The sequence below is a fragment of the Paenibacillus sp. J31R34 genome, from assembly GCF_059383715.1.
This window is the reverse complement of the sequence record NZ_JBXENU010000001.1, coordinates 316,428-334,632: the sequence shown is the minus strand read 5'-3', so window position 1 is coordinate 334,632 and position 18,205 is coordinate 316,428. Positions and strand designations below refer to the sequence as shown.

Sequence of the window (18,205 nt, the reverse complement as noted above, 5' to 3'; positions counted from 1 at the left end):
TCTATGCAATTTCCTCATCATCGGAAGGCATGCAAATTTCGAAAACATTGCCATGCTGCAAAATCATAATGTTACGCTCTTTTTCGCGCATAACAACGACTTCCGGTTTTTGACGCATACGCTCGATGTATTGGTCAGGCACGTCGCCGGAGCCGCTAACGGTTACGCCTTCCACTACGATATCTTCGTTTTCTTCTGGCGGGGAGCTAAGCACCTGCTCATAAATATCAGAGAAAAGCTCAAAACTATTTGTATACACGGAAATACACTTCACTGTCATCATCCTTCATTTTAAAAGTATTGGTTATTAGCCAACCTTATTTAGCCACTCTCTTAACAGTCTTCTTGTTTAAGCCTGGCTTCATACGTTGTTTTCCTTCTTTGCACATATCCAGCAGTGGACAAACCTCGCATTGCGGATTTTGCGCCTTGCAATGATAGCGGCCGAAAAAAATGAGCCGATGATGGGTAAGGGTCCATTCGTCTTTGGGAACAAGCTTCATGAGCTTCTTCTCAACTTCCAGCACAGAATCATCAGGCTTCGCTACCCTAAGGCGCTTGGATACACGCTCAACGTGAGTATCGACTGCAATAGCCGGCACATTAAACGCATTAGACATGACGACATTCGCCGTCTTGCGTCCAACACCCGGCAGCTCGACCAGCTGCTCATGCGTGGAAGGAGTTTCTCCATCATATTTATCAATGAGAATGCGGCACAATTTTTGAATATTGGAAGCTTTGCTTCGGAATAAACCGATTCTTCGAATATCCTGCTCCAGCTCTTCTAGCGGAACCGCCACATAGTCCTCCGGCTGCTTATACTTTTGAAATAGGTTCGCGGTTACCTTATTCACCATCTCATCGGTACATTGCGCAGACATCAAGACGGCAATCGTCAGCTCAAACGGATTAGAATGGTTCAGCTCGCAATGTGCGTCCGGAAACATCTCCGCAAGAGTATCCAATATGTGTCGCATCTTCTGCTTCGCATTCATCGTCCTCTCTCCCATTCCAAACACTATCGTTCAAAGTGTAGCGAAAATCGTCTCTCCATGCAACTATAATCCACCATAAATATTGAAAAAACAATAAAAAAACTGCCCCGTAGGGCAGTTTGTCACATAACCTTACCAATTTACACTTTTACGATTTCCACCGCTTTATTTTTGAAAGCATAAACGATGATCTGATCGCCGTATTTAATGTCCTGCAGCGAAACCGCTTTTCCATCTTTTAGCAGCTTCGTTGCGCCTGTTACATAAAAATAATTGGCGTTGTCCGCATCGGTCGTTTTGAGTGTCCACAGCTGTCCAGCCGTAGCGTCATACTGCCAAAACGTTCTCGTCTGGCCAACGGCTACTGTGACCAGCACCACATCATTTTCATTTTTGCTCAGTTGGACCCGATCTCCAGTTGCGAGCGTCGACGTAGTCGCAGAAGTGGATGTTCCCTTCGTAATGAAGAATGTTTGTCCAAGTGCAACCGTTGTTGTCTGACCGTTCTCATTCGTCAGCGTAACGCTGTTTGTGCCTACCGATTGAACAGTTCCATAAGATACGACGATAGATTTCACCGCAATAATTTGCTTGCCAATGTAGCTGACATTAATCAAAGTGCCCGGAACAAGCGTATCGATCGCCACTTTGCTTCCTGTCTCATTTGTAATATCAATTCCCGACAGCACTAGATCTGTCTGTACATTTTGCGCATTAACGACCGTAACCTTTTTGGTGCCAGTGTTGACTGCGCGCACTTCATATTGGATTGGACGATGAACCTGAATGAGCGTTGCCCGATCCTGATTCACATTCATAACCGTTGTAATCGTATCGCCAACTTTAAGATCAGTCAGAGATGCCGCTGCAATGCCAGGAACCTCTACCGTTGGCGCCGAATAAGCAACCGTAACATCAACGCCGCCAGGCACGCTCAGCGTAACGGAATTGCTGGAGCCATTAATGGAAACGAGTTTGCCCGTATATTTGCTTGCAATCGACAAGGACACTACCTTGTCTCCACTGTAAGTAATCGTCAGCTTGCGGTTTTTTGTCAGCCATGTTCCGATGTCGTCCAGCTTGATTGCATTGCCGTTATTGTCAATTCTTGTTTTCTCGGTCAAATAAAGCGGATATGCTTTTGTTCCTGTAGAGTCAAAAACGACAAGGAATTTTTTGTCCGCATTATAGCTTTCCACCTGAGCTCCAACAAGCGTCTGAACGTTGCGGTTTATGACCTCGATTTTTGTAATCTGATCCTGGTCATTCGTTGTAATTTGCAGTTGATCCACATCTTTAATCAAATCGCCAATCGTTGGCCCTACGATGCCTTCGATTATAATTTCAACCGTGCTGCTCAAAAATTTGGAGTTCAGCTTGCCTGCGCTGTCTTCATACGTAAGGACACTTGCATCGCCAGAAATAAACGTGCCTTTTAGCACGGCTGCTCCTGTTTGCTGATCAACTGTAATTTTCAGCGCTTTAGGGGATGTACGGAACGTATCCTGCGTCACTGTAATTGCGCTGTTCTCCTTCAAGTCGCTAATGGCAATCGTCTTGCCAGACGTTTCGGCTACGATAAGCGAGTCGTCATAATAAACCTCTACCGGCTTATTATCGATCCACACGTATAGCAGCTTCTGATCCGGCAGCACGCGGCCAACCGTACCTGTTATCGTTTTAATTTGCGGCTTGTCATCCTGAAGCTCCACGTAAGCAGCCGCACCTGATTTCGTAATAACCGTTACATTTGCATATTGTACAAGATCCTTAGCTGCAATAGGCGTTTCGGAGTCATAACGATAAATGGCCGTATTCGCGCTGAGCGTATACACAGCCGACTGCTCCTTGCTGTAAATCGTAATGCCCGTGTCGCTGGCTTGCAGCAGTACACCCGTTGCTTGTCCTGCATATTCAACCGGATACAGCTTCTCAGCACGGCTGAACAGTGTTGCAAGGCTTGCACGGTTTACATTCGCTTTAGGATCGAACTTGACTGCTGTTACCCCTTTAACCAAATCTAGTGAAACAGCAGCATTGACATAGCCACGGTAGCTGCTGGCAATTTGATCCGCATCATTAAACGATGAAACGGCATTTTGCATGTTGTCCGCTGTGCTCTTCTGATTAATAGCACGAATGAGCAGCTTCGTTACCCATTCCCGTGTAGCTGGTCGCTGTCCCCAGCCTACAGCTTGATCGCCGGAAGCGGCAAGCGCATATTCTTCAGCCTGATCCAGCAAGCCTTTATCGAAAGCGAGCTTAACTTCGCCCTTAAAGTCGCTCTTAATGACAAACGTTTCTGGGAACGCAACGGTATCATCAGCTGGGGCTTCATTAGCTGCTCCAATAAAACGCAAAGCCATAAGAACCGCTTCCTGCTGCGTAACATTGTCAGCTGGGCGGAATAGACCGTTTGAGCCATTAATGATGCCTTGAAATGAAAGCTTTGTAATATGCTTTTGCGCCCAGTGATTCGACGCTACATCGCTAAACGGATTGGAGCTTACTGTCGCCGCATACGAAATAGGGGCGGGAACCACAAACGGTCCCGCCAAAACGGAAAATGCAATCGTACCTGCAATAATAGATTTTGATGATCGTGACAATGCCATAATGATCGTTCCCCCCGAATAGTTTCAAAACGTGTAAAAGGCTGTCGCCGTCCTCTGGTGGCAAAGCTAAGGCTTGACGGTTGGATGCTCAAGCTCCACATGACCCATCAGCGTATCAGCGCTGTCTCCATCGACGAGCAAATCATAGGCTTTTACAAAGTCGAACTGGAATAATGTTTTCTGGAGCGTCTCCAGCACTAATACTTCGCCAGGTGAACCAAGCCTAGATTCGTCAGACAAATGAAGATCAATCGTCACCTGTCCATCGCTTCCCAGCAGCACCGATTTAACTTCGATCAGCTTCCACAGTGATACAGCGCCTTCGCCCTCCACATGCTGCAGTGCTGTTATTGCGTTTTGAACTAATTCCAGATCTGAGCTGTATGCAACCTGAACCTGCTGCTCTACTAAACCATCCAGCTCTTCATTTCCCGCATATACCTTTATTTCTGCTGTCTGTTTTTCAGGCTCAATTGACGGCTCAGCTGTCGGAGCAGCCGATGGCTGAATAGAAGGCGACGGGCTGCTGCCCGCGCCTGATTCAGCCGGCTTGTTTACCGCGCCGCAGCCCGCAACGAGTCCAACTATACATAAAGTCAACATGAACTGGCTTACTGTTCGCAGCATCTGTTATCCCCCTGTCTCTACGATAACTTTAAATAGTCTTTGATTCCTGCTACAATTCCGGCAGCGATGTTGTTTTGCACGGAATCATCAAACAGCTTCTTGTAATCGTCGGCATTAGACAAAAACCCTGCTTCGAGCAAAATCGCCGGCATCGTCGTTTCTCTCGTTACATGCAAGCTTTGCTGCTTGACCCCGCGGTCCCTAAGACCTGTTGCTTTAGCAAACTGCTTATGCACCGCATCGGCAAATGCTTTGCTGCTAGCTCTTGTGTAATAGGTTTCCGTGCCTGTTGCGGCACTGCTTGGGTTGCTATTGGCATGCACAGACAGGAATAGATTGGCTTTAAGATTTTCAGCAAACTTTACCCGATCCTCCAGCTTCACATAATTGTCATCCGGACGGGATAAATAAGCTTTTATTTTCGATTCCTTATCCAGCAAAGCCTTCACCTTCAAAGAAATACTGAGATTAAATTCTTTCTCCCATCTGCCGTTAATTCCTTTGGCACCTGGATCAGAGCCGCCATGCCCCGCGTCAATTACGATCGAATAAACACCGTTTGCTGGCAGTGTCGGACCCGCAGTTGGCGTTGGCGTCGCAGAAGGCGTCGGTGTCGGTGTTGGTGTAGCTTCCACTGGCAGCGGATCAATGACATTAATGCGAATTTCGCCTAGCGCACTGTTCATGACATCCACATCGGCATCTGCTTTCAGATCAAGCACAATGCGGACGGTTGCCGGGCTTGACGAGAACAAGGAATAGCGTATGCCGCTCAAATAAGGATGCTCGCCTACTTCAAGATTGATCTGTCCTGAGTTCAGCTGCGCTATAAGCGTATCCGAATAAGACACCTTTGGAATGTCCATTACGATTCGTTTCGGGCTTTCTAGCTTGAAGGGCTGATTGTAGACTGCGCTTCCCTCGTAATGAATGATAATTGCATTTTCATTGTCATACGAAATACCTGTTACAACGCCATCAGGCTGTGTGACAACCGGATCTGTCGATGGGGTTGGCGTAGGAGTTGGTTCCGGTTCTTTAAACAATTGGACGGATTTTGTCGCCTGATCCCAATTGACCTGCATTCCGAGAGATTCCCCGACGAAACGCAGCGGAATAAGGGTTGTCCCTTTTTGCAGCAGCGCCGGCGTATCCAGCTTCACCTGCTCATTGTTAACAAAAGCGACATCCTGGTTAATAGTAAGTACAATTGAATCAGAACCATTATGTACAGTAACTGTCTGTGTAGCTGACGACCAGCCTACCTTGTAGCCGATACTCTCCGACACGAGCCGAATCGGCACAAGCGTATACTTGTTGTCTACGATTTGCGGCGCTACCTTCGAATCTAGTAAAGCCCCATTCAAATAAAGCTTTGGCACAACCTCGGCAGCATGTCCTGCACTGGAAAACAGCGTGAATAACAACGACATGAGCAATAGAATCGGTACAAATTTCTTCATTTTCCACCTCGATGACTGAAATTGCCCTCATCGAATGGGGTGCATTCGACTTAAACAGACTAAAATATTAGACGCATAGCGTCAGAAAAAGTTGCGTATAGAGGAAAAAAGAGGACAAATTTTCCGACAGGAAATTGCCCTCTTTTTAAAATATAGGAAAGTATATGGTTTTTCCATCCTTCTCTATACGTTTCGCCAAAACGATGGCGTCTAATAGAAAGGACGCCATCGTTTTTCTTGCTTTTAGCTTAAGCTTGCGCTTTTGCAGCGCGTTTTTGCTCGTAAGCTGTAATTTTATCTTCATGCATCAGCGTCAGGCCGATATCATCAAGTCCTTGCAGAAGGAACTGGCGGCGGTGCTCATCCAGCTCAAAGTTGATTTCCAGACCGTAATCATCAGTCAGACGATTGTTTTCCAGATCAACATTCAGCTTGTAGCCCTCATGCTTCGCCGTACGCTGGAACAGATCTTCAACCTGCTCTTCGCTCAGCTTAAGCGGCAAAATGCCGTTTTTGAAGCAGTTGTTGTAGAAAATATCTGCATAAGACGGTGCAATAACGACTTTGTAGCCATAGTCGAGAATCGCCCATGGCGCATGCTCACGGGAGGAGCCGCAACCGAAGTTAGCGCGTGAAATGAGCACGGAAGCGCCTTGATAACGAGGCTTATTCGGTTCAAATTCAGCGTTTACTTCACCGTTCTCATGAAAGCGCCATTCGAAAAATAGAAACTGTCCAAAGCCGCTGCGCTCAATGCGCTTCAAAAATTGTTTAGGAATAATCGCATCCGTATCTACGTTAACGCGATCGACTGGAGCAACAATGCCCGTAAACTGTTTAAATGGTTCCATATCGGTAATACCCCTCTCACACGTCCTGATTAGTTCAATACTTCTGTTTTGACATTCCAATCACGCACATCTGTAAAGCGGCCCATAACAGCTGCAGCAACAGCCATTGCTGGAGATACGAGATGCGTACGGCCTCCGCGGCCTTGGCGCCCTTCGAAGTTGCGGTTCGATGTCGAAGCACAGCGTTGTCCTGGTTGCAGAACGTCCGGGTTCATCGCCAGGCACATCGAGCAGCCTGCTTCACGCCATTCGAAACCTGCTTCGATAAATACTTTATCAAGGCCTTCTTTTTCAGCCTGAATTTTAACGCGTCCTGAGCCTGGAACGACGATTGCTGTCACTCTATCGCTAACTTTGTAGCCGCGAGCGATTTCAGCAGCAGCACGAAGATCCTCAATACGTCCATTTGTACAAGAACCGATAAACACATAATCGATCTCGATTTCGTTCATAGGCGTACCTGGCTTCAGATCCATATATTCCAATGCTTTCTCAGCAGCTTTACGCTCATTTTCCGTAGGTAGCTGTGCTGGGAAAGGAACCGAAGATGTAATATCTGTACCCATACCAGGGCTAGTACCCCAGGTTACTTGCGGGATCAGGGAATCAACGTCAAAATCAACGATTGTGTCATAAGTTGCGCCTTCATCAGTGGAAAGCAATTTCCACTCTTCTACAGCCGCATCATAATCTGCTGGAGCATACTCGCGTCCACGAAGATAGTTGAACGTCGTTTCGTCAGGAGCGATCAGGCCTGCGCGAGCGCCGCCTTCGATCGACATGTTACAAACCGTCATACGCTCTTCCATCGTCAGTGAGCGAATCGATTCGCCTGTGTACTCGATAACGTAGCCAGTAGCGAAGTCCGTACCGTATTTTGCGATAACGCCCAAAATCATATCTTTTGCCGTTACGCCCGGTTTACGGTTGCCCGTGAAGCGAACTTCCATCGTTTTTGCTTTCGATTGCTGCAAGCATTGTGTTGCCATTACGTGCTCAACCTCGGAAGTACCGATACCAAATGCCAGCGCGCCGAACGCACCATGCGTGGAAGTATGGCTGTCGCCGCAAACGATCGTTTTGCCCGGATGCGTAAGACCAATTTCAGGACCCATAACGTGTACAACGCCTTGGTCAATATTGTCAAGATCAAACAGCTTTACGCCGAAATCTTTACAGTTTTGCGTCAGTGTATCAATTTGCTGCTTGGAGATAGGATCTGTAATGTTAAAGCGGTCTTTCGTAGGAACGTTGTGATCCATCGTTGCGAATGTCAAATCTGGACGACGTACTTTACGGCCAGACATGCGAAGACCTTCGAAAGCTTGCGGCGAAGTTACTTCGTGAACCAGTTGAAGATCGATATAAATGATACTCGGCTTGCCTTCTTCTTGATTAATGACATGATTGTCCCAAATCTTCTCAAACATCGTTCTTTTAGCCATTAAATTCACCCCATTGTTCGACTTCTCTTCAAAATGATGCTCTAAGCATAACACTTGGCACTTGATTGATCCAAGATATAATATCTATAATGTCTATAGGTAACAACTATAACGGTAAATGAAGAAGCTCTTCCCAGCAAGGTGAAACGGCTATCGCCGTCCTTTGGCGGCGCGGCGCGTTTCAGTCCGAGAAATATAAGCGTATTTATACGAGAACACTTATAAATTCTTATATTTAAAACAAAGAAAGCAGGATGCCTATGGAGCTCAGACAACTGCAGTATGTGCTGCAAATCGCAATTGAAAAAAACTTCTCCCGCGCAGCGGAAAAGCTGCATATCGCCCAGCCATCGCTCAGCCAGCAGCTGTCGAAGCTGGAGCAGGAGCTTGGCGTGCTGCTGTTTCGGCGCACGACCAACTCCGTTGAATTGACGCAGGCCGGACAAGTTTTTGTCGACAAATCCCAAACGATCCTTGATGCAATCGAGCAGCTCAAGCAGGAAATGGACGATATGGCGCAAATGCGGCGCGGACGCCTCGTCGTCGGAACGCTGCCGATTACGGGCTCGCATATACTGCCGCTCGTCCTGCCGGTATTCGGCGCCCAGTATCCACAAATTGAAGTTGTGCTCGTGGAGGATACTTCAGCAAAGCTGGAGCAGCTTACGGCAAGCGGCGGCACCGACCTCAGCTTGCTGTCTCTTCCGCTAGCCGACACCTCGCTTGCATGGGAGCCATTAATGGAAGAAGAAATTTGTTTGGCGATCCCGCCGCAGCATCCGCTTGCGGAAAGCACAGAGCCTGTACCGATTAGCGTATTGCGCAATGAACCATTTATCGGATTAAAAAAAGGCCAGGGCTTCCGGCAAATTACAGTCGAGCTGTGCCAAGCTTCTGGCTTTACGCCGCAAATCGTATTTGAAAGCAGCAATATTGAAACCGTCCAATCGCTCGTCGCGGGCGGCATGGGCATCGCTTTCGTCCCGAAAATGCTGACACGCCAAAGAGGGAGCGAATTCGCCCCCATCTATTTGCCGCTATCGCCCAAAGCATCACGGACGCTGGTCATCGCCAGCCGCAAGGGCCGTTACCTGTCTAAAGCTACGGAAGCTTTCATTAGAACGATGAACAAAACCATTGTCCACTATAAATAATAAATTTGCTGGGGAGCATGATGAAACAGACAGCAGCACTGATGTTTCATCATGCTTCTAATACAGTCCCGGCCTGCGGTCTTCGAAGACGGGAATTTTGCCTCGAACGGCATCAACTAGCGACAAATCGATTTCCGCATAAATAATCGCTTCGTCCTCCCCACCCTCGACAATCGTTTCCCCCCACGGATCAAGCACGAGTGAATGCCCGAAAAAGCTCGTTTCGCCGCTTTGCCCAACCCGATTGCAGGCAATGACGAACATTTGATTTTCAATCGCTCTGGCGCTCAGCAGCGTTTTCCAGTGATGCAGGCGCGGATTCGGCCATTCGGCTGGAACGAATAACAGCTTGGCACCTCCAAGCGCCAGCTTGCGAGCAAGCTCAGGGAAACGGATATCATAACAGATCATCATGCCGGCTTCCTGTCCGCCAAGCTGGAATGAGCCTAGCTTATCGCCAGCCTGCAAATATTTTTCCTCGTCCATTAACCGAAACAGATGGATTTTAGAATAATCGGCTATCGTTTCCCCTGCACGGTCGAAAGCAAAGATCGTATTGTAAACCCCATCCGCCCTGCTTTCCGCGATTGAGCCCGCAACAATATTCACTTGATGCTTGGCCGAGAAGGCTGACAAAAACTGCTTCGTACGCTCTCCATTCGCATCGGCCAGCGTTTCAATTTCCGTCAGCGCATAACCCGTGTTCCACATTTCGGGAAAAACAATAACGTCCAGCTTGCGTCCACCGCTAACCGCTTTCTCCAGCATTTGCTCAAGCTTGGCAAAGTTAGCCTCTGGATTTCCAGCATTTATATCCATTTGCAGCAGTGCAAGGTTTAATTTTTCAGTATTCATTTTCGGCGAGCCTCCTATTATGATGCAACCATTCATTTTCCCTAATGATACCTTCACATGGTTCTGTGTCAAGATGGGGATGATAACTCAAGTACAATTACCAAGCCATATACAGACAAGGAGCATGCCAACATGAAGCTGCAAAAATGGATAGCTGCCCTGTGCGCAGCTTGCTCACTATTTATTTTCGCCTCCACCGGCTTTGCCCAGGAGACAGCGAAAGAGCAACCGACCGTAGGACCGGTTCAAGTTTTTGATGTAAAAGCCGGCAAGGTCGTTCTAACCGTACCGAATGACGACGACTATCAAAAGATGGCAAACAGCTGGCTGGACTCTGTAACGGGTCTTGCCCCCCAATTAACGAATGACAACACCTGTACCTATGTTTATCGCGTTCCACTTGCAAAAGCATACAACCTGAGCACGAATAATATTTCACTCCAAGTTAAAGAAGTGTTTTTATTCGTATGTGGAGGCAAAGCCCCTCAGCTGTTGGTTTTTGATGAACAGCGCAGGCCGCTGCTGCTGCTGTTTAAAGCCGACATCGCAGCTTTCATTAAAAAAGTCGGCATTCCTGCCACTTAAAAATCCATTCCAACTGAATCACTCGACATAAATGGTTTTTGCGTGCTACAGTAATGCTTAACGGCTTATTGTTCATGAGCAACTATTGGATGTGGAGTGTGAATAAAAATGGAAACAAAGCTGGAACAGCATATCATTAAACCAGCAGATCGTATGACGGGCTTGCCCACGCAATTTTTTGCTAAATTGGTTGCTAAGGCTAATGCCCAAGTTGCCAAAGGCCGCGACGTTATTAACCTTGGACAAGGCAATCCCGATCAGCCGACTCCGCCGCACATTGTGGCAAAGCTTCAAGAAGCTGCCGCTAACCCCATGTATCACCGTTATCCGCCTTTTAGCGGCTACCCTTTTCTCAAGGAAGCCGTCGCAAAACGTTATAAGGAAGATTATAACGTTGATATAGACCCAACCACAGAAGTCGCTATTTTGTTCGGCGGCAAAACAGGCCTGGTGGAAATTAGCCAGTGCCTGCTGAATCCCGGCGATGTCTGCCTCGTGCCTGATCCGGGCTATCCCGATTATTGGTCAGGCGTGGCACTCGCTGGAGCGGATATGCACTTTATGCCGCTAACGGCGGAAAATCACTTTTTGCCCGATTATAGCGCCATTGACGATGCCGCGCTTGAGCGTGCCAAGCTCATGTTTATGAACTATCCGAACAATCCGACCGGAGCGGTCGCGAATACAGAATTTTATGCCCAAACGGTTGAATTCGCCCGCCGCACAGGCGTCGTTGTCGCAAGTGATTTTGCTTACGGCGCGATTGGCTTTGATGGCGAGCGTCCAGTCAGCTTCCTCCAAACGCCGGGAGCAAAGGAAGTGGGCATCGAGTTTTATACCTTGTCCAAATCCTACAATATGGCGGGCTGGCGCGTAGGCTTTGCACTAGGCAACTCACAGATCATTTCTTTAATTAATCTTATGCAGGATCATTATTATTGCAGCCTGTTTGGCGGCATTCAGGAAGCTGCTGCTGAAGCGCTAACCGGTCCGCAGCAATGCGTAACAGAGCTGAACGCTACCTATGAGCGCAGACGCGAAGCTTTGTTCGGCGCCCTTGACCGCATCGGCTGGAAAGCAGAGCGCCCAGGAGGCTCCTTCTTCTGCTGGCTGCCTGTTCCGGAAGGCTACACGTCTGAATCTTTCGCGGATCTCGTACTGCAGGAAGCGGATGTCGTTGTCGCGCCGGGAGTCGGCTTCGGCTCATTCGGCGAAGGGTATGTGCGGCTTGGTTTGCTTACGAGCGAAGCTCGGCTTGAGGAAGCGGTTGAACGTATTGGCAAGCTTGGCATTTTCAAAGCCTAGCCGCCTGCGATTGCCTCTCTTTACAGCAGCCAGTCGATCATGATATGCTTAAATCAACTGAACATGAAACGTTATGACGGGACTAGTAAGCTTGACTAGGTCGTGCCCAGAGAGTGAATTCCAGAGGCTGCAAGAATTTACCTCGACTGCTCGCTGAACCTGCCCCTGAACGGCCGATGATGAATCGGACAGCACCTCCTGTTACGAGGCCCAAGCAGGATTGTTTGCCTATATTGGCATTCGGTCAATTAAGGTGGTACCGCGGAAGCTTATAAGACTTTCGTCCTTTACGGACGGGAGTCTTTTTTATTTTGTCAGGAAATGGGATGATGGATAAATGGCGGAACGAATCATTGTAAAAATCGGCAGCAGCTCGCTAACCTCCGAGGAAGGCGGACTGAATAAGGAACGCATCGCTTATTTTGTATCTGAGCTTGCCGCGCTGCATGCAGCAGGCCGCTCGGTCATACTAGTCACCTCTGGCGCCGTAGCCGCAGGCTTTCGCCAAATAGGCTATGAGTCAAGGCCCAAAGCCGTTCACGAGAAGCAGGCGGCCGCAGCAGTTGGGCAAGCGCTGCTTATGCAGGCTTATCAGGAGGCTTTTAGCCAGTTCGGTATTGGAGCGGCACAAATTTTGCTGACACGGGCCGACTTCTCGAACCGCAAGCGAATTCAAAACGCTTTGATGACCATTGAAGAGCTGCTCAGGCTGCGCACGATACCGATTATTAATGAGAACGATACCGTTGCAACCGATGAGCTGAAATTTGGCGATAATGACAACTTGTCGGCGCTGGTCGCAACGATGACAAAAGCCGGTCAGCTCATTATTATTACAGATATGGACGGATTGTATACGGAAGATCCGCGCAAAAATCCTTTAGCAGTCAAAATCGAGCGTGTCGACAGCATTTCCGCAGACATTATGAAGTTCGCTGGCGGTGCTGGCTCGGCAGTTGGAACGGGCGGAATGCGCTCCAAAATTGAAGCAGCCCGGATTGCCATGCGCGGCGGCGTGCCCGCTTTTATCGGGAAAGTACAGCAGCCCGGCGATCTGTCGCTTGCTACAAGCGGTTCCGGCCAAGGCACGTATTTCGATACGGAAATGCACAGCCTGCCGATGAAGAAGCAATGGCTGGGCTTCCACTCTATGCCTCAAGGCACGATTACAGTCGATGCAGGAGCAGAGCTTGCCTTGCTTACAGGAGGCAAAAGCCTGCTCCCTGCCGGCATTACAGAAAGCAGCGGCGATTTTCATCCCGGCGATATCGTTGAAGTGCTTAGCGCGAGCGGCGATACGATAGGGCGCGGCGTCGTCAACTACGCCGCCTGGCAAACGAAAGCCGCAGCTGGACTTGGCAGCGAAGAAGTGAAGCGCAGAATTGACGTGAACCGGATTGAAGTGATCCACCGGGATGAATGGGTTTCATTAAAATAAGCCCGTTATTTCATAAGTAGGGGTCCGATTGTATTTCACTATTTTATTAGGAGGAACAAATCTATGACAAGCGAAGTCGTCCAAAAAGCCACATTGGCAAAACGTGCTGCAAGCGTCATGAACACTGTAACGACCGACCAGAAAAATGCTGCGCTGTTAACGATTGCTGATGCTTTAATTACCCACACAGCAGACATTATTGAAGCGAACAAGCTCGATTTGCAAAACGGAGAAGCAGCCGGCACTAGCCGCTCCCTCCTCGACCGTCTCGCACTTGATGAAACAAGAATTGAAGCTATTGCCCAAGCGCTCCGAGAAATCGCCCTGCTGCCTGACCCAGTCGGCGAGCTGCTGGAGCAGTTTGACCGTCCGAATGGCCTGCATATTGAAAAATCGCGTGTACCACTCGGTGTTATTGGTATCATTTATGAAGCGCGTCCGAATGTGACGGTCGATGCGGCTGGATTATGTCTCAAAACAAGCAACTGCGTCGTGCTCCGCGGCGGCTCAGCAGCACTTGAATCGAATCGCAAAATTATTGAGGTGCTGCGTCAGGCGCTAGAAACGACGGCTTTGCCAGCCGACGCACTCCAGCTCATTGAAGATTCCGATCGCGCATCGGTCAATGAAATGCTCAAGTTGAACGGACTGCTTGATGTCATTATTCCGCGCGGCGGGTCAGCGCTCATTCGCACCGTCGTTGAAAATGCTACCGTTCCCGTTATTGAAACTGGCGCAGGCATTTGCCATACTTATATTGATGCAAGTGCAAATGCCGAAATGGCAGCAAGCATTTCCCTTAACGCAAAAGCACAGCGCCCTTCCGTGTGCAACTCCATGGAAACGCTGCTCGTTCACGAGGCTTTTGCCAGCGTATCGCTCCTTTCCCTTGCCGAGCAGTTTAAGGCAGCAAAGGTAGAGCTTCGCGGCTGCGAGCGCGTGATGCAATTCATTTCTGGCGTCAAGCAAGCCACTAATGAAGATTATGCGACAGAGTATAATGACTATATTCTGAACGTAAAAATCGTTGATAGCTTGGATGAAGCTATTGCCCACATTAGCACCTACGGGACGCAGCATTCCGAATGTATCGTGACCGAGGACGCTGGCCATGCAGCACGCTTTATGCAGGAAATTGATGCGGCCGCCGTCTATCACAATGCTTCTACCCGCTTTACGGATGGGTTTGAATTCGGCTTTGGCGCCGAAATCGGCATTAGCACGCAGAAGCTCCACGCGCGCGGGCCAATGGGCTTGCCTGCTCTTACATCAACAAAATACCGGATTACTGGCTCAGGACAAATTCGCGGCTAATTCCGCATTCCCTTTACGATTTCAAAATACTGGAGGAAACCGTTATGCCAATAGATACAGACACCAAGACGAGTGATCGTATTCAATCCCTGCAAATCGCGTTCTACGGCGCCGGCTCCATGGCAGAAGCCATCGCCCGCGGCATGATTAATCAGAAGCTGACCCAGCCGGGACGCATTGCGATGCTCAATCGGCAAAATGCTGATCGGCTCACCGAGCTTAATAGCCAGTATGGCGTTCAGACGATTTTGCAAGGCTCCTCGAACGAAGCGTTTCTGAAGGATGCCGACATTATTTTTCTCGCGATGAAGCCTAAGGATGCGGCTGAAGCAATTGCGGGCATTAAGCCTTTTATTTCGGAGCATCAGCTTATTATTTCGGTTATTGCCGGACTATCGATTGCGTCAATTGAGCTGCTGCTTGGCCGCAAGCTGTCCATAGTCCGCACAATGCCGAACACTTCCTGCACGATCGGGCTCGGCGTTACCGGCATTAGTTATTCCGCAGCGGTGACGAAGGATCAGCAGCAGCTGGCGGAAGCTATTTTCCAATCCGTTGGCATCACCTCCGTTGTTGAGGAGAACTATCAGGACGTCATTACCGGCGTATCGGGCAGCGGCCCAGCTTACGTGTATTATTTTATGGAAGCGATGATTGATGCGGCGAAGGCAATGGGCCTTAGCGAAACGGCTGCCAAGGAGCTTGTCACCCAGACGGTGCTTGGTGCTGCAGAGATGGTACGCGCAACTGGCGAGGAGCCTGCCGAATTGAGACGCAAAGTGACATCCCCGAACGGAACGACGCAAGCAGCGCTTGAGGTAATGAGCCAGAAAGGCTTAGCCGAGGCAATTGCCAGCGGCATGAAGCGTTCCGCCGAGCGCGCAGCCGAAATCGGAGCCGATATTGAGAGGAGCTTGAAATAATGAGTGAATTTTGCATTGCTACCTATCGCAGCTTTGACGATAAAGCAGATTTTGATAAAAAAGCGTTATCCATCGCCGTCGGCCTGACGGTTGGAAGCTGGACCGACCTGCCAGAGGCCCGCAAATCCGAAATGGAGAAGCATCTCGGCAAAGTATTGTCCGTTGAGGTGCATGAAGGCGGAGAAGGCAATCGCTTCGCTGATATTCGCATTGCTTATCCAGATATTAATTTCAGCCGTGATATCCCTGCCCTGCTCGTTACGATTTTCGGCAAGCTGTCGATGGACGGTCGCATTAAGCTAATTGATATTGAGGTTTCACAGTCGTTCGGCTCTGCTTTCCCGGGTCCGAAGTTTGGCCTGAAGGGCGTTCGGGACCTGCTCGGCGTACAGGAGCGCCCGCTGCTGATGAGCATTTTCAAATCCGTGGTCGGACATGATCTGGCCAACTTGCAGGAGCAGTTTTATAAGCAGGCGCTTGGCGGCGTGGATCTGATTAAAGATGATGAAATTTTGTTTGAAAATCCGCTGACCCCGCTGGAAAAACGCGTTGAGGCTTGTATGGAAGCTGCCGAGCGCGCCCAGCAGGAAACAGGCCAAAAGCTGCTTTATGCCGTCAATTTGACTGGACCTACTTCGCAGCTAGCTTCTCAGGCGCGCAAAGCAATTGCCGCTGGCGCTAATGCCCTGCTCTTTAATGTGCTGGCATACGGCTACGATGTTCTGCATGAGCTTAGCAAAGACCCAACTATCAATGTCCCTATTGCTGCACATCCGGCTATGGCGGGCGCGATGTATCCTTCGCCGCACTATGGCATTGGCGCTTCCGTGCTGCTTGGCAAGCTTATGCGTCTTGCAGGAGCTGATCTCGTGCTGTTCCCTTCTCCTTACGGCTCAGTCGTCATGCCGAAGGAAGAAAATCTCGCCGTCAAGGATGCACTGCTGGCACCATCTAGCGGGCTGCTTACCAGCTTCCCGGTTCCATCCGCAGGCATTCATCCGGGCCTTGTTCCGCTTATTTTGCGCGACTTTGGCACCGAGGTAGTTGTCAACGCGGGCGGCGGCATTCACGGCCATCCAATGGGCACCGCTGCTGGCGGACAAGCCTTCCGCCTGGCGATTGATGCGGCGATGAATGGCGTTCATCTGCGCGAAGCTGCCGCGGCTCCTGGCGGCGAAGCGCTGCAAGCTGCCATTGACGCTTGGGGGATTAAAGAATGACAGCATCAAAAAAACGCATTATTTTCTGCGATTTCGACGGAACGATTACGATAAACGATAATATTATTGCGATTATCCGCCATTTTAACCCGCCAGGCTGGGAGCCCATTGTGGAGCAGACGATTTCGCAGCAAATTTCGATCCGTGAAGGGGTTGGCCAGCTTTTCCGCCTCCTCCCTTCCTCGATAATGAGCGAGGTTGTGCATTTCGGCATTACGAATGCGCGCATTCGCGAAGGCTTTGGCGATCTCCTCTCCTACTGCCGGAAAAATGATATTGAATTTTATGTAACAAGCGGCGGCATTGACTTTTTCGTCTATCCGGTGCTTGAGCCATTCGATATTCCGCAGGATCATATTTATTGCAATGGCCACGATTTTAGCGGCCCTAATATTGAAATTACATGGCCGCATCCTTGTGACGGACAGTGCAGCAACGCATGCGGCATGTGCAAAACGACCATTATGCGACGTTTTCCCGCTGAGCAATATGAACGTATTGTCATTGGCGACAGCGTGACGGACTTTGAAGGCGCAAAGCTGGCGGATACGGTATTTTCCCGCTCGCACCTGACGACGAAATGCCAAGAGCTTGGCCTGCCTCATTCCGAATATGAGACGTTCCATGATATTATTCGCATGCTTGACAAGGGAAAGGATGAATCGTAATGACATTTGAGCAAATTACAACGGAGCAGAAGCAGAAAGCGCTGGCTGATCTGCGTGAAGTGAAGGATCTGTTCGCCTCGCGCGGCTGGTTCCCTGGCACGAGCGGCAATCTGTCGGTACGCGTCGGCGATTTCGACCCCGAGCAGTTCCATTTTGCCATTACGGCAAGCGGCAAGGATAAAACGGTTCATACACCGGAAGACTACTTATTCGTCGATAAAGAAGGCAAAGCTGTCGAAGCGACGAAGCTGAAGCCTTCAGCAGAAACGCTGATCCACTGCGAAATTTATCGCCAGACGGGCGCAGGCGCTATTTTTCATGTGCATACCGTCTTTAACAGCGTCATCTCGGAATGGTTCTGGGATCGCAAATCCGTGCCGGTCGATGGTGTCGAGCTGATTAAGGCGTTCAATATTTGGGACGAGGAAGCACATATCGACATTCCGATCGTGTCCAACTTCGCCAACATACCGCAAATCGTTCCCGAGGTGACTCAGCGCCTGCAGCCGGAAATTCCCGGCATTTTGCTGCGCAAGCATGGCATTTACGCTTGGGGAGCAGATCCGTTTGAAGCGAAGCGCCATTTGGAGGCGTTTGAATTCATTTTTGAATACGTGTATCGTTGGGAGCTGCTGAACGGCCGCAAATAAAGCGCCCTTACAATCGCAGACCTTAAAGATGAATACGAATAAGAGCTGTCTCGATGCACAACGGTGCGGAGGCGGCTCTTTTTTCAAGAGATAC

At 49.4% G+C, this 18,205-nt stretch carries 17 protein-coding genes; 9 read left to right on the top strand and 8 right to left on the bottom strand.

The window, feature by feature from the left end; translation table 11 throughout:
- Position 1 precedes the first annotated feature (1 nt).
- The 7 genes from AC50YG_RS01425 to leuC all read right to left on the bottom strand — a co-directional run bounded on the left by AC50YG_RS01425 (position 2) and on the right by leuC (position 7,999).
- On the bottom strand, positions 2–274 hold the full coding sequence (locus AC50YG_RS01425; protein ID WP_338551653.1) for an NAD/NADP transhydrogenase alpha subunit: 273 nt from the start codon (positions 272–274) through the stop codon (positions 2–4).
- 43 nt (positions 275–317) lie between these two features.
- Entirely contained in the window at positions 318–998 is a 681-nt protein-coding gene (nth, locus tag AC50YG_RS01420; protein WP_473757465.1) for an endonuclease III, read from the bottom strand.
- 140 nt (positions 999–1,138) lie between these two features.
- Positions 1,139–3,613 carry an S-layer homology domain-containing protein gene (locus AC50YG_RS01415; RefSeq protein WP_494824169.1) on the bottom strand — a complete coding sequence of 825 codons (2,475 nt, stop codon included), beginning with the start codon at positions 3,611–3,613 and terminating at the stop codon, positions 1,139–1,141.
- A 66-nt stretch (positions 3,614–3,679) separates the two neighbouring features.
- Complete coding sequence (locus AC50YG_RS01410; protein WP_473757467.1) at positions 3,680–4,240, bottom strand: GerMN domain-containing protein; 561 nt, start codon at positions 4,238–4,240, stop codon at positions 3,680–3,682.
- Positions 4,241–4,257: 17 nt separating this feature from the next.
- Entirely contained in the window at positions 4,258–5,703 is a 1,446-nt protein-coding gene (locus AC50YG_RS01405) for an N-acetylmuramoyl-L-alanine amidase family protein (protein WP_494824167.1), read from the bottom strand.
- Between the two features lie 248 nt (positions 5,704–5,951).
- Positions 5,952–6,554 (bottom strand): 3-isopropylmalate dehydratase small subunit, encoded by a 603-nt coding sequence (leuD, locus tag AC50YG_RS01400; RefSeq protein ID WP_473757469.1) that lies wholly within the window; start codon positions 6,552–6,554, stop codon positions 5,952–5,954.
- Between the two features lie 29 nt (positions 6,555–6,583).
- The gene (leuC, locus tag AC50YG_RS01395; RefSeq protein WP_341278101.1) at positions 6,584–7,999 is read right to left on the bottom strand and encodes a 3-isopropylmalate dehydratase large subunit; all 1,416 of its coding nucleotides are present in this window, start codon (positions 7,997–7,999) and stop codon (positions 6,584–6,586) included.
- A 260-nt stretch (positions 8,000–8,259) separates the two neighbouring features.
- Here leuC and AC50YG_RS01390 point away from each other — a divergent pair, with 260 nt between their 5' ends.
- Positions 8,260–9,153, top strand: a complete 894-nt coding sequence (locus AC50YG_RS01390; RefSeq protein WP_046234749.1) for a LysR family transcriptional regulator — start codon at positions 8,260–8,262, stop codon at positions 9,151–9,153.
- Positions 9,154–9,210: 57 nt separating this feature from the next.
- On the opposite strand, the gene AC50YG_RS01385 is transcribed toward AC50YG_RS01390, so the two are convergent.
- Positions 9,211–10,008 (bottom strand): carbon-nitrogen family hydrolase, encoded by a 798-nt coding sequence (locus tag AC50YG_RS01385; protein WP_494824164.1) that lies wholly within the window; start codon positions 10,006–10,008, stop codon positions 9,211–9,213.
- Between the two features lie 132 nt (positions 10,009–10,140).
- On the opposite strand from AC50YG_RS01385, the gene AC50YG_RS01380 reads away from it, so the two are divergent.
- The 8 genes from AC50YG_RS01380 to mtnB all read left to right on the top strand — a co-directional run bounded on the left by AC50YG_RS01380 (position 10,141) and on the right by mtnB (position 18,111).
- A complete protein-coding gene (locus tag AC50YG_RS01380) occupies positions 10,141–10,593 on the top strand; it encodes a hypothetical protein (protein ID WP_341278103.1) in 453 nt (150 codons plus the stop codon).
- A gap of 108 nt (positions 10,594–10,701) precedes the next feature.
- Positions 10,702–11,898, top strand: a complete 1,197-nt coding sequence (locus tag AC50YG_RS01375; RefSeq protein ID WP_494824163.1) for a pyridoxal phosphate-dependent aminotransferase — start codon at positions 10,702–10,704, stop codon at positions 11,896–11,898.
- Between the two features lie 337 nt (positions 11,899–12,235).
- Complete coding sequence (gene proB / locus AC50YG_RS01370; protein ID WP_473757472.1) at positions 12,236–13,336, top strand: glutamate 5-kinase; 1,101 nt, start codon at positions 12,236–12,238, stop codon at positions 13,334–13,336.
- Between the two features lie 63 nt (positions 13,337–13,399).
- Positions 13,400–14,650, top strand: a complete 1,251-nt coding sequence (locus tag AC50YG_RS01365; protein WP_473757473.1) for a glutamate-5-semialdehyde dehydrogenase — start codon at positions 13,400–13,402, stop codon at positions 14,648–14,650.
- A 44-nt stretch (positions 14,651–14,694) separates the two neighbouring features.
- Positions 14,695–15,573, top strand: a complete 879-nt coding sequence (proC, locus tag AC50YG_RS01360; RefSeq protein ID WP_494824161.1) for a pyrroline-5-carboxylate reductase — start codon at positions 14,695–14,697, stop codon at positions 15,571–15,573.
- Complete coding sequence (locus AC50YG_RS01355) at positions 15,573–16,793, top strand: 2,3-diketo-5-methylthiopentyl-1-phosphate enolase (RefSeq protein ID WP_494824160.1); 1,221 nt, start codon at positions 15,573–15,575, stop codon at positions 16,791–16,793. Before proC ends, AC50YG_RS01355 begins: the two co-directional genes overlap by 1 nt.
- Complete coding sequence (locus AC50YG_RS01350; RefSeq protein ID WP_494824157.1) at positions 16,790–17,461, top strand: 2-hydroxy-3-keto-5-methylthiopentenyl-1-phosphate phosphatase; 672 nt, start codon at positions 16,790–16,792, stop codon at positions 17,459–17,461. The genes AC50YG_RS01355 and AC50YG_RS01350 overlap by 4 nt, the downstream gene beginning before the upstream one ends.
- Positions 17,461–18,111 (top strand): methylthioribulose 1-phosphate dehydratase, encoded by a 651-nt coding sequence (mtnB, locus tag AC50YG_RS01345; protein WP_494824155.1) that lies wholly within the window; start codon positions 17,461–17,463, stop codon positions 18,109–18,111. Before AC50YG_RS01350 ends, mtnB begins: the two co-directional genes overlap by 1 nt.
- The last annotated feature ends 94 nt before the right edge of the window (positions 18,112–18,205 follow it).

Coding starts and splice junctions, on each gene's coding strand:
- AC50YG_RS01380 (WP_341278103.1), top strand. CDS start 10,141: ATGAAGCTGCAAAAATGGATAGCTGCCCTGTGCGCAGCTTGCTCACTA.
- AC50YG_RS01375 (WP_494824163.1), top strand. CDS start 10,702: ATGGAAACAAAGCTGGAACAGCATATCATTAAACCAGCAGATCGTATG.
- mtnB (WP_494824155.1), top strand. CDS start 17,461: ATGACATTTGAGCAAATTACAACGGAGCAGAAGCAGAAAGCGCTGGCT.
- AC50YG_RS01410 (WP_473757467.1), bottom strand. CDS start 4,240: ATGCTGCGAACAGTAAGCCAGTTCATGTTGACTTTATGTATAGTTGGA.
- AC50YG_RS01405 (WP_494824167.1), bottom strand. CDS start 5,703: ATGAAGAAATTTGTACCGATTCTATTGCTCATGTCGTTGTTATTCACG.
- AC50YG_RS01415 (WP_494824169.1), bottom strand. CDS start 3,613: ATGGCATTGTCACGATCATCAAAATCTATTATTGCAGGTACGATTGCA.
- AC50YG_RS01350 (WP_494824157.1), top strand. CDS start 16,790: ATGACAGCATCAAAAAAACGCATTATTTTCTGCGATTTCGACGGAACG.
- nth (WP_473757465.1), bottom strand. CDS start 998: ATGAATGCGAAGCAGAAGATGCGACACATATTGGATACTCTTGCGGAG.
- leuC (WP_341278101.1), bottom strand. CDS start 7,999: ATGGCTAAAAGAACGATGTTTGAGAAGATTTGGGACAATCATGTCATT.
- AC50YG_RS01390 (WP_046234749.1), top strand. CDS start 8,260: ATGGAGCTCAGACAACTGCAGTATGTGCTGCAAATCGCAATTGAAAAA.
- leuD (WP_473757469.1), bottom strand. CDS start 6,554: ATGGAACCATTTAAACAGTTTACGGGCATTGTTGCTCCAGTCGATCGC.
- proC (WP_494824161.1), top strand. CDS start 14,695: ATGCCAATAGATACAGACACCAAGACGAGTGATCGTATTCAATCCCTG.
- AC50YG_RS01365 (WP_473757473.1), top strand. CDS start 13,400: ATGACAAGCGAAGTCGTCCAAAAAGCCACATTGGCAAAACGTGCTGCA.
- AC50YG_RS01385 (WP_494824164.1), bottom strand. CDS start 10,008: ATGAATACTGAAAAATTAAACCTTGCACTGCTGCAAATGGATATAAAT.
- AC50YG_RS01355 (WP_494824160.1), top strand. CDS start 15,573: ATGAGTGAATTTTGCATTGCTACCTATCGCAGCTTTGACGATAAAGCA.
- proB (WP_473757472.1), top strand. CDS start 12,236: ATGGCGGAACGAATCATTGTAAAAATCGGCAGCAGCTCGCTAACCTCC.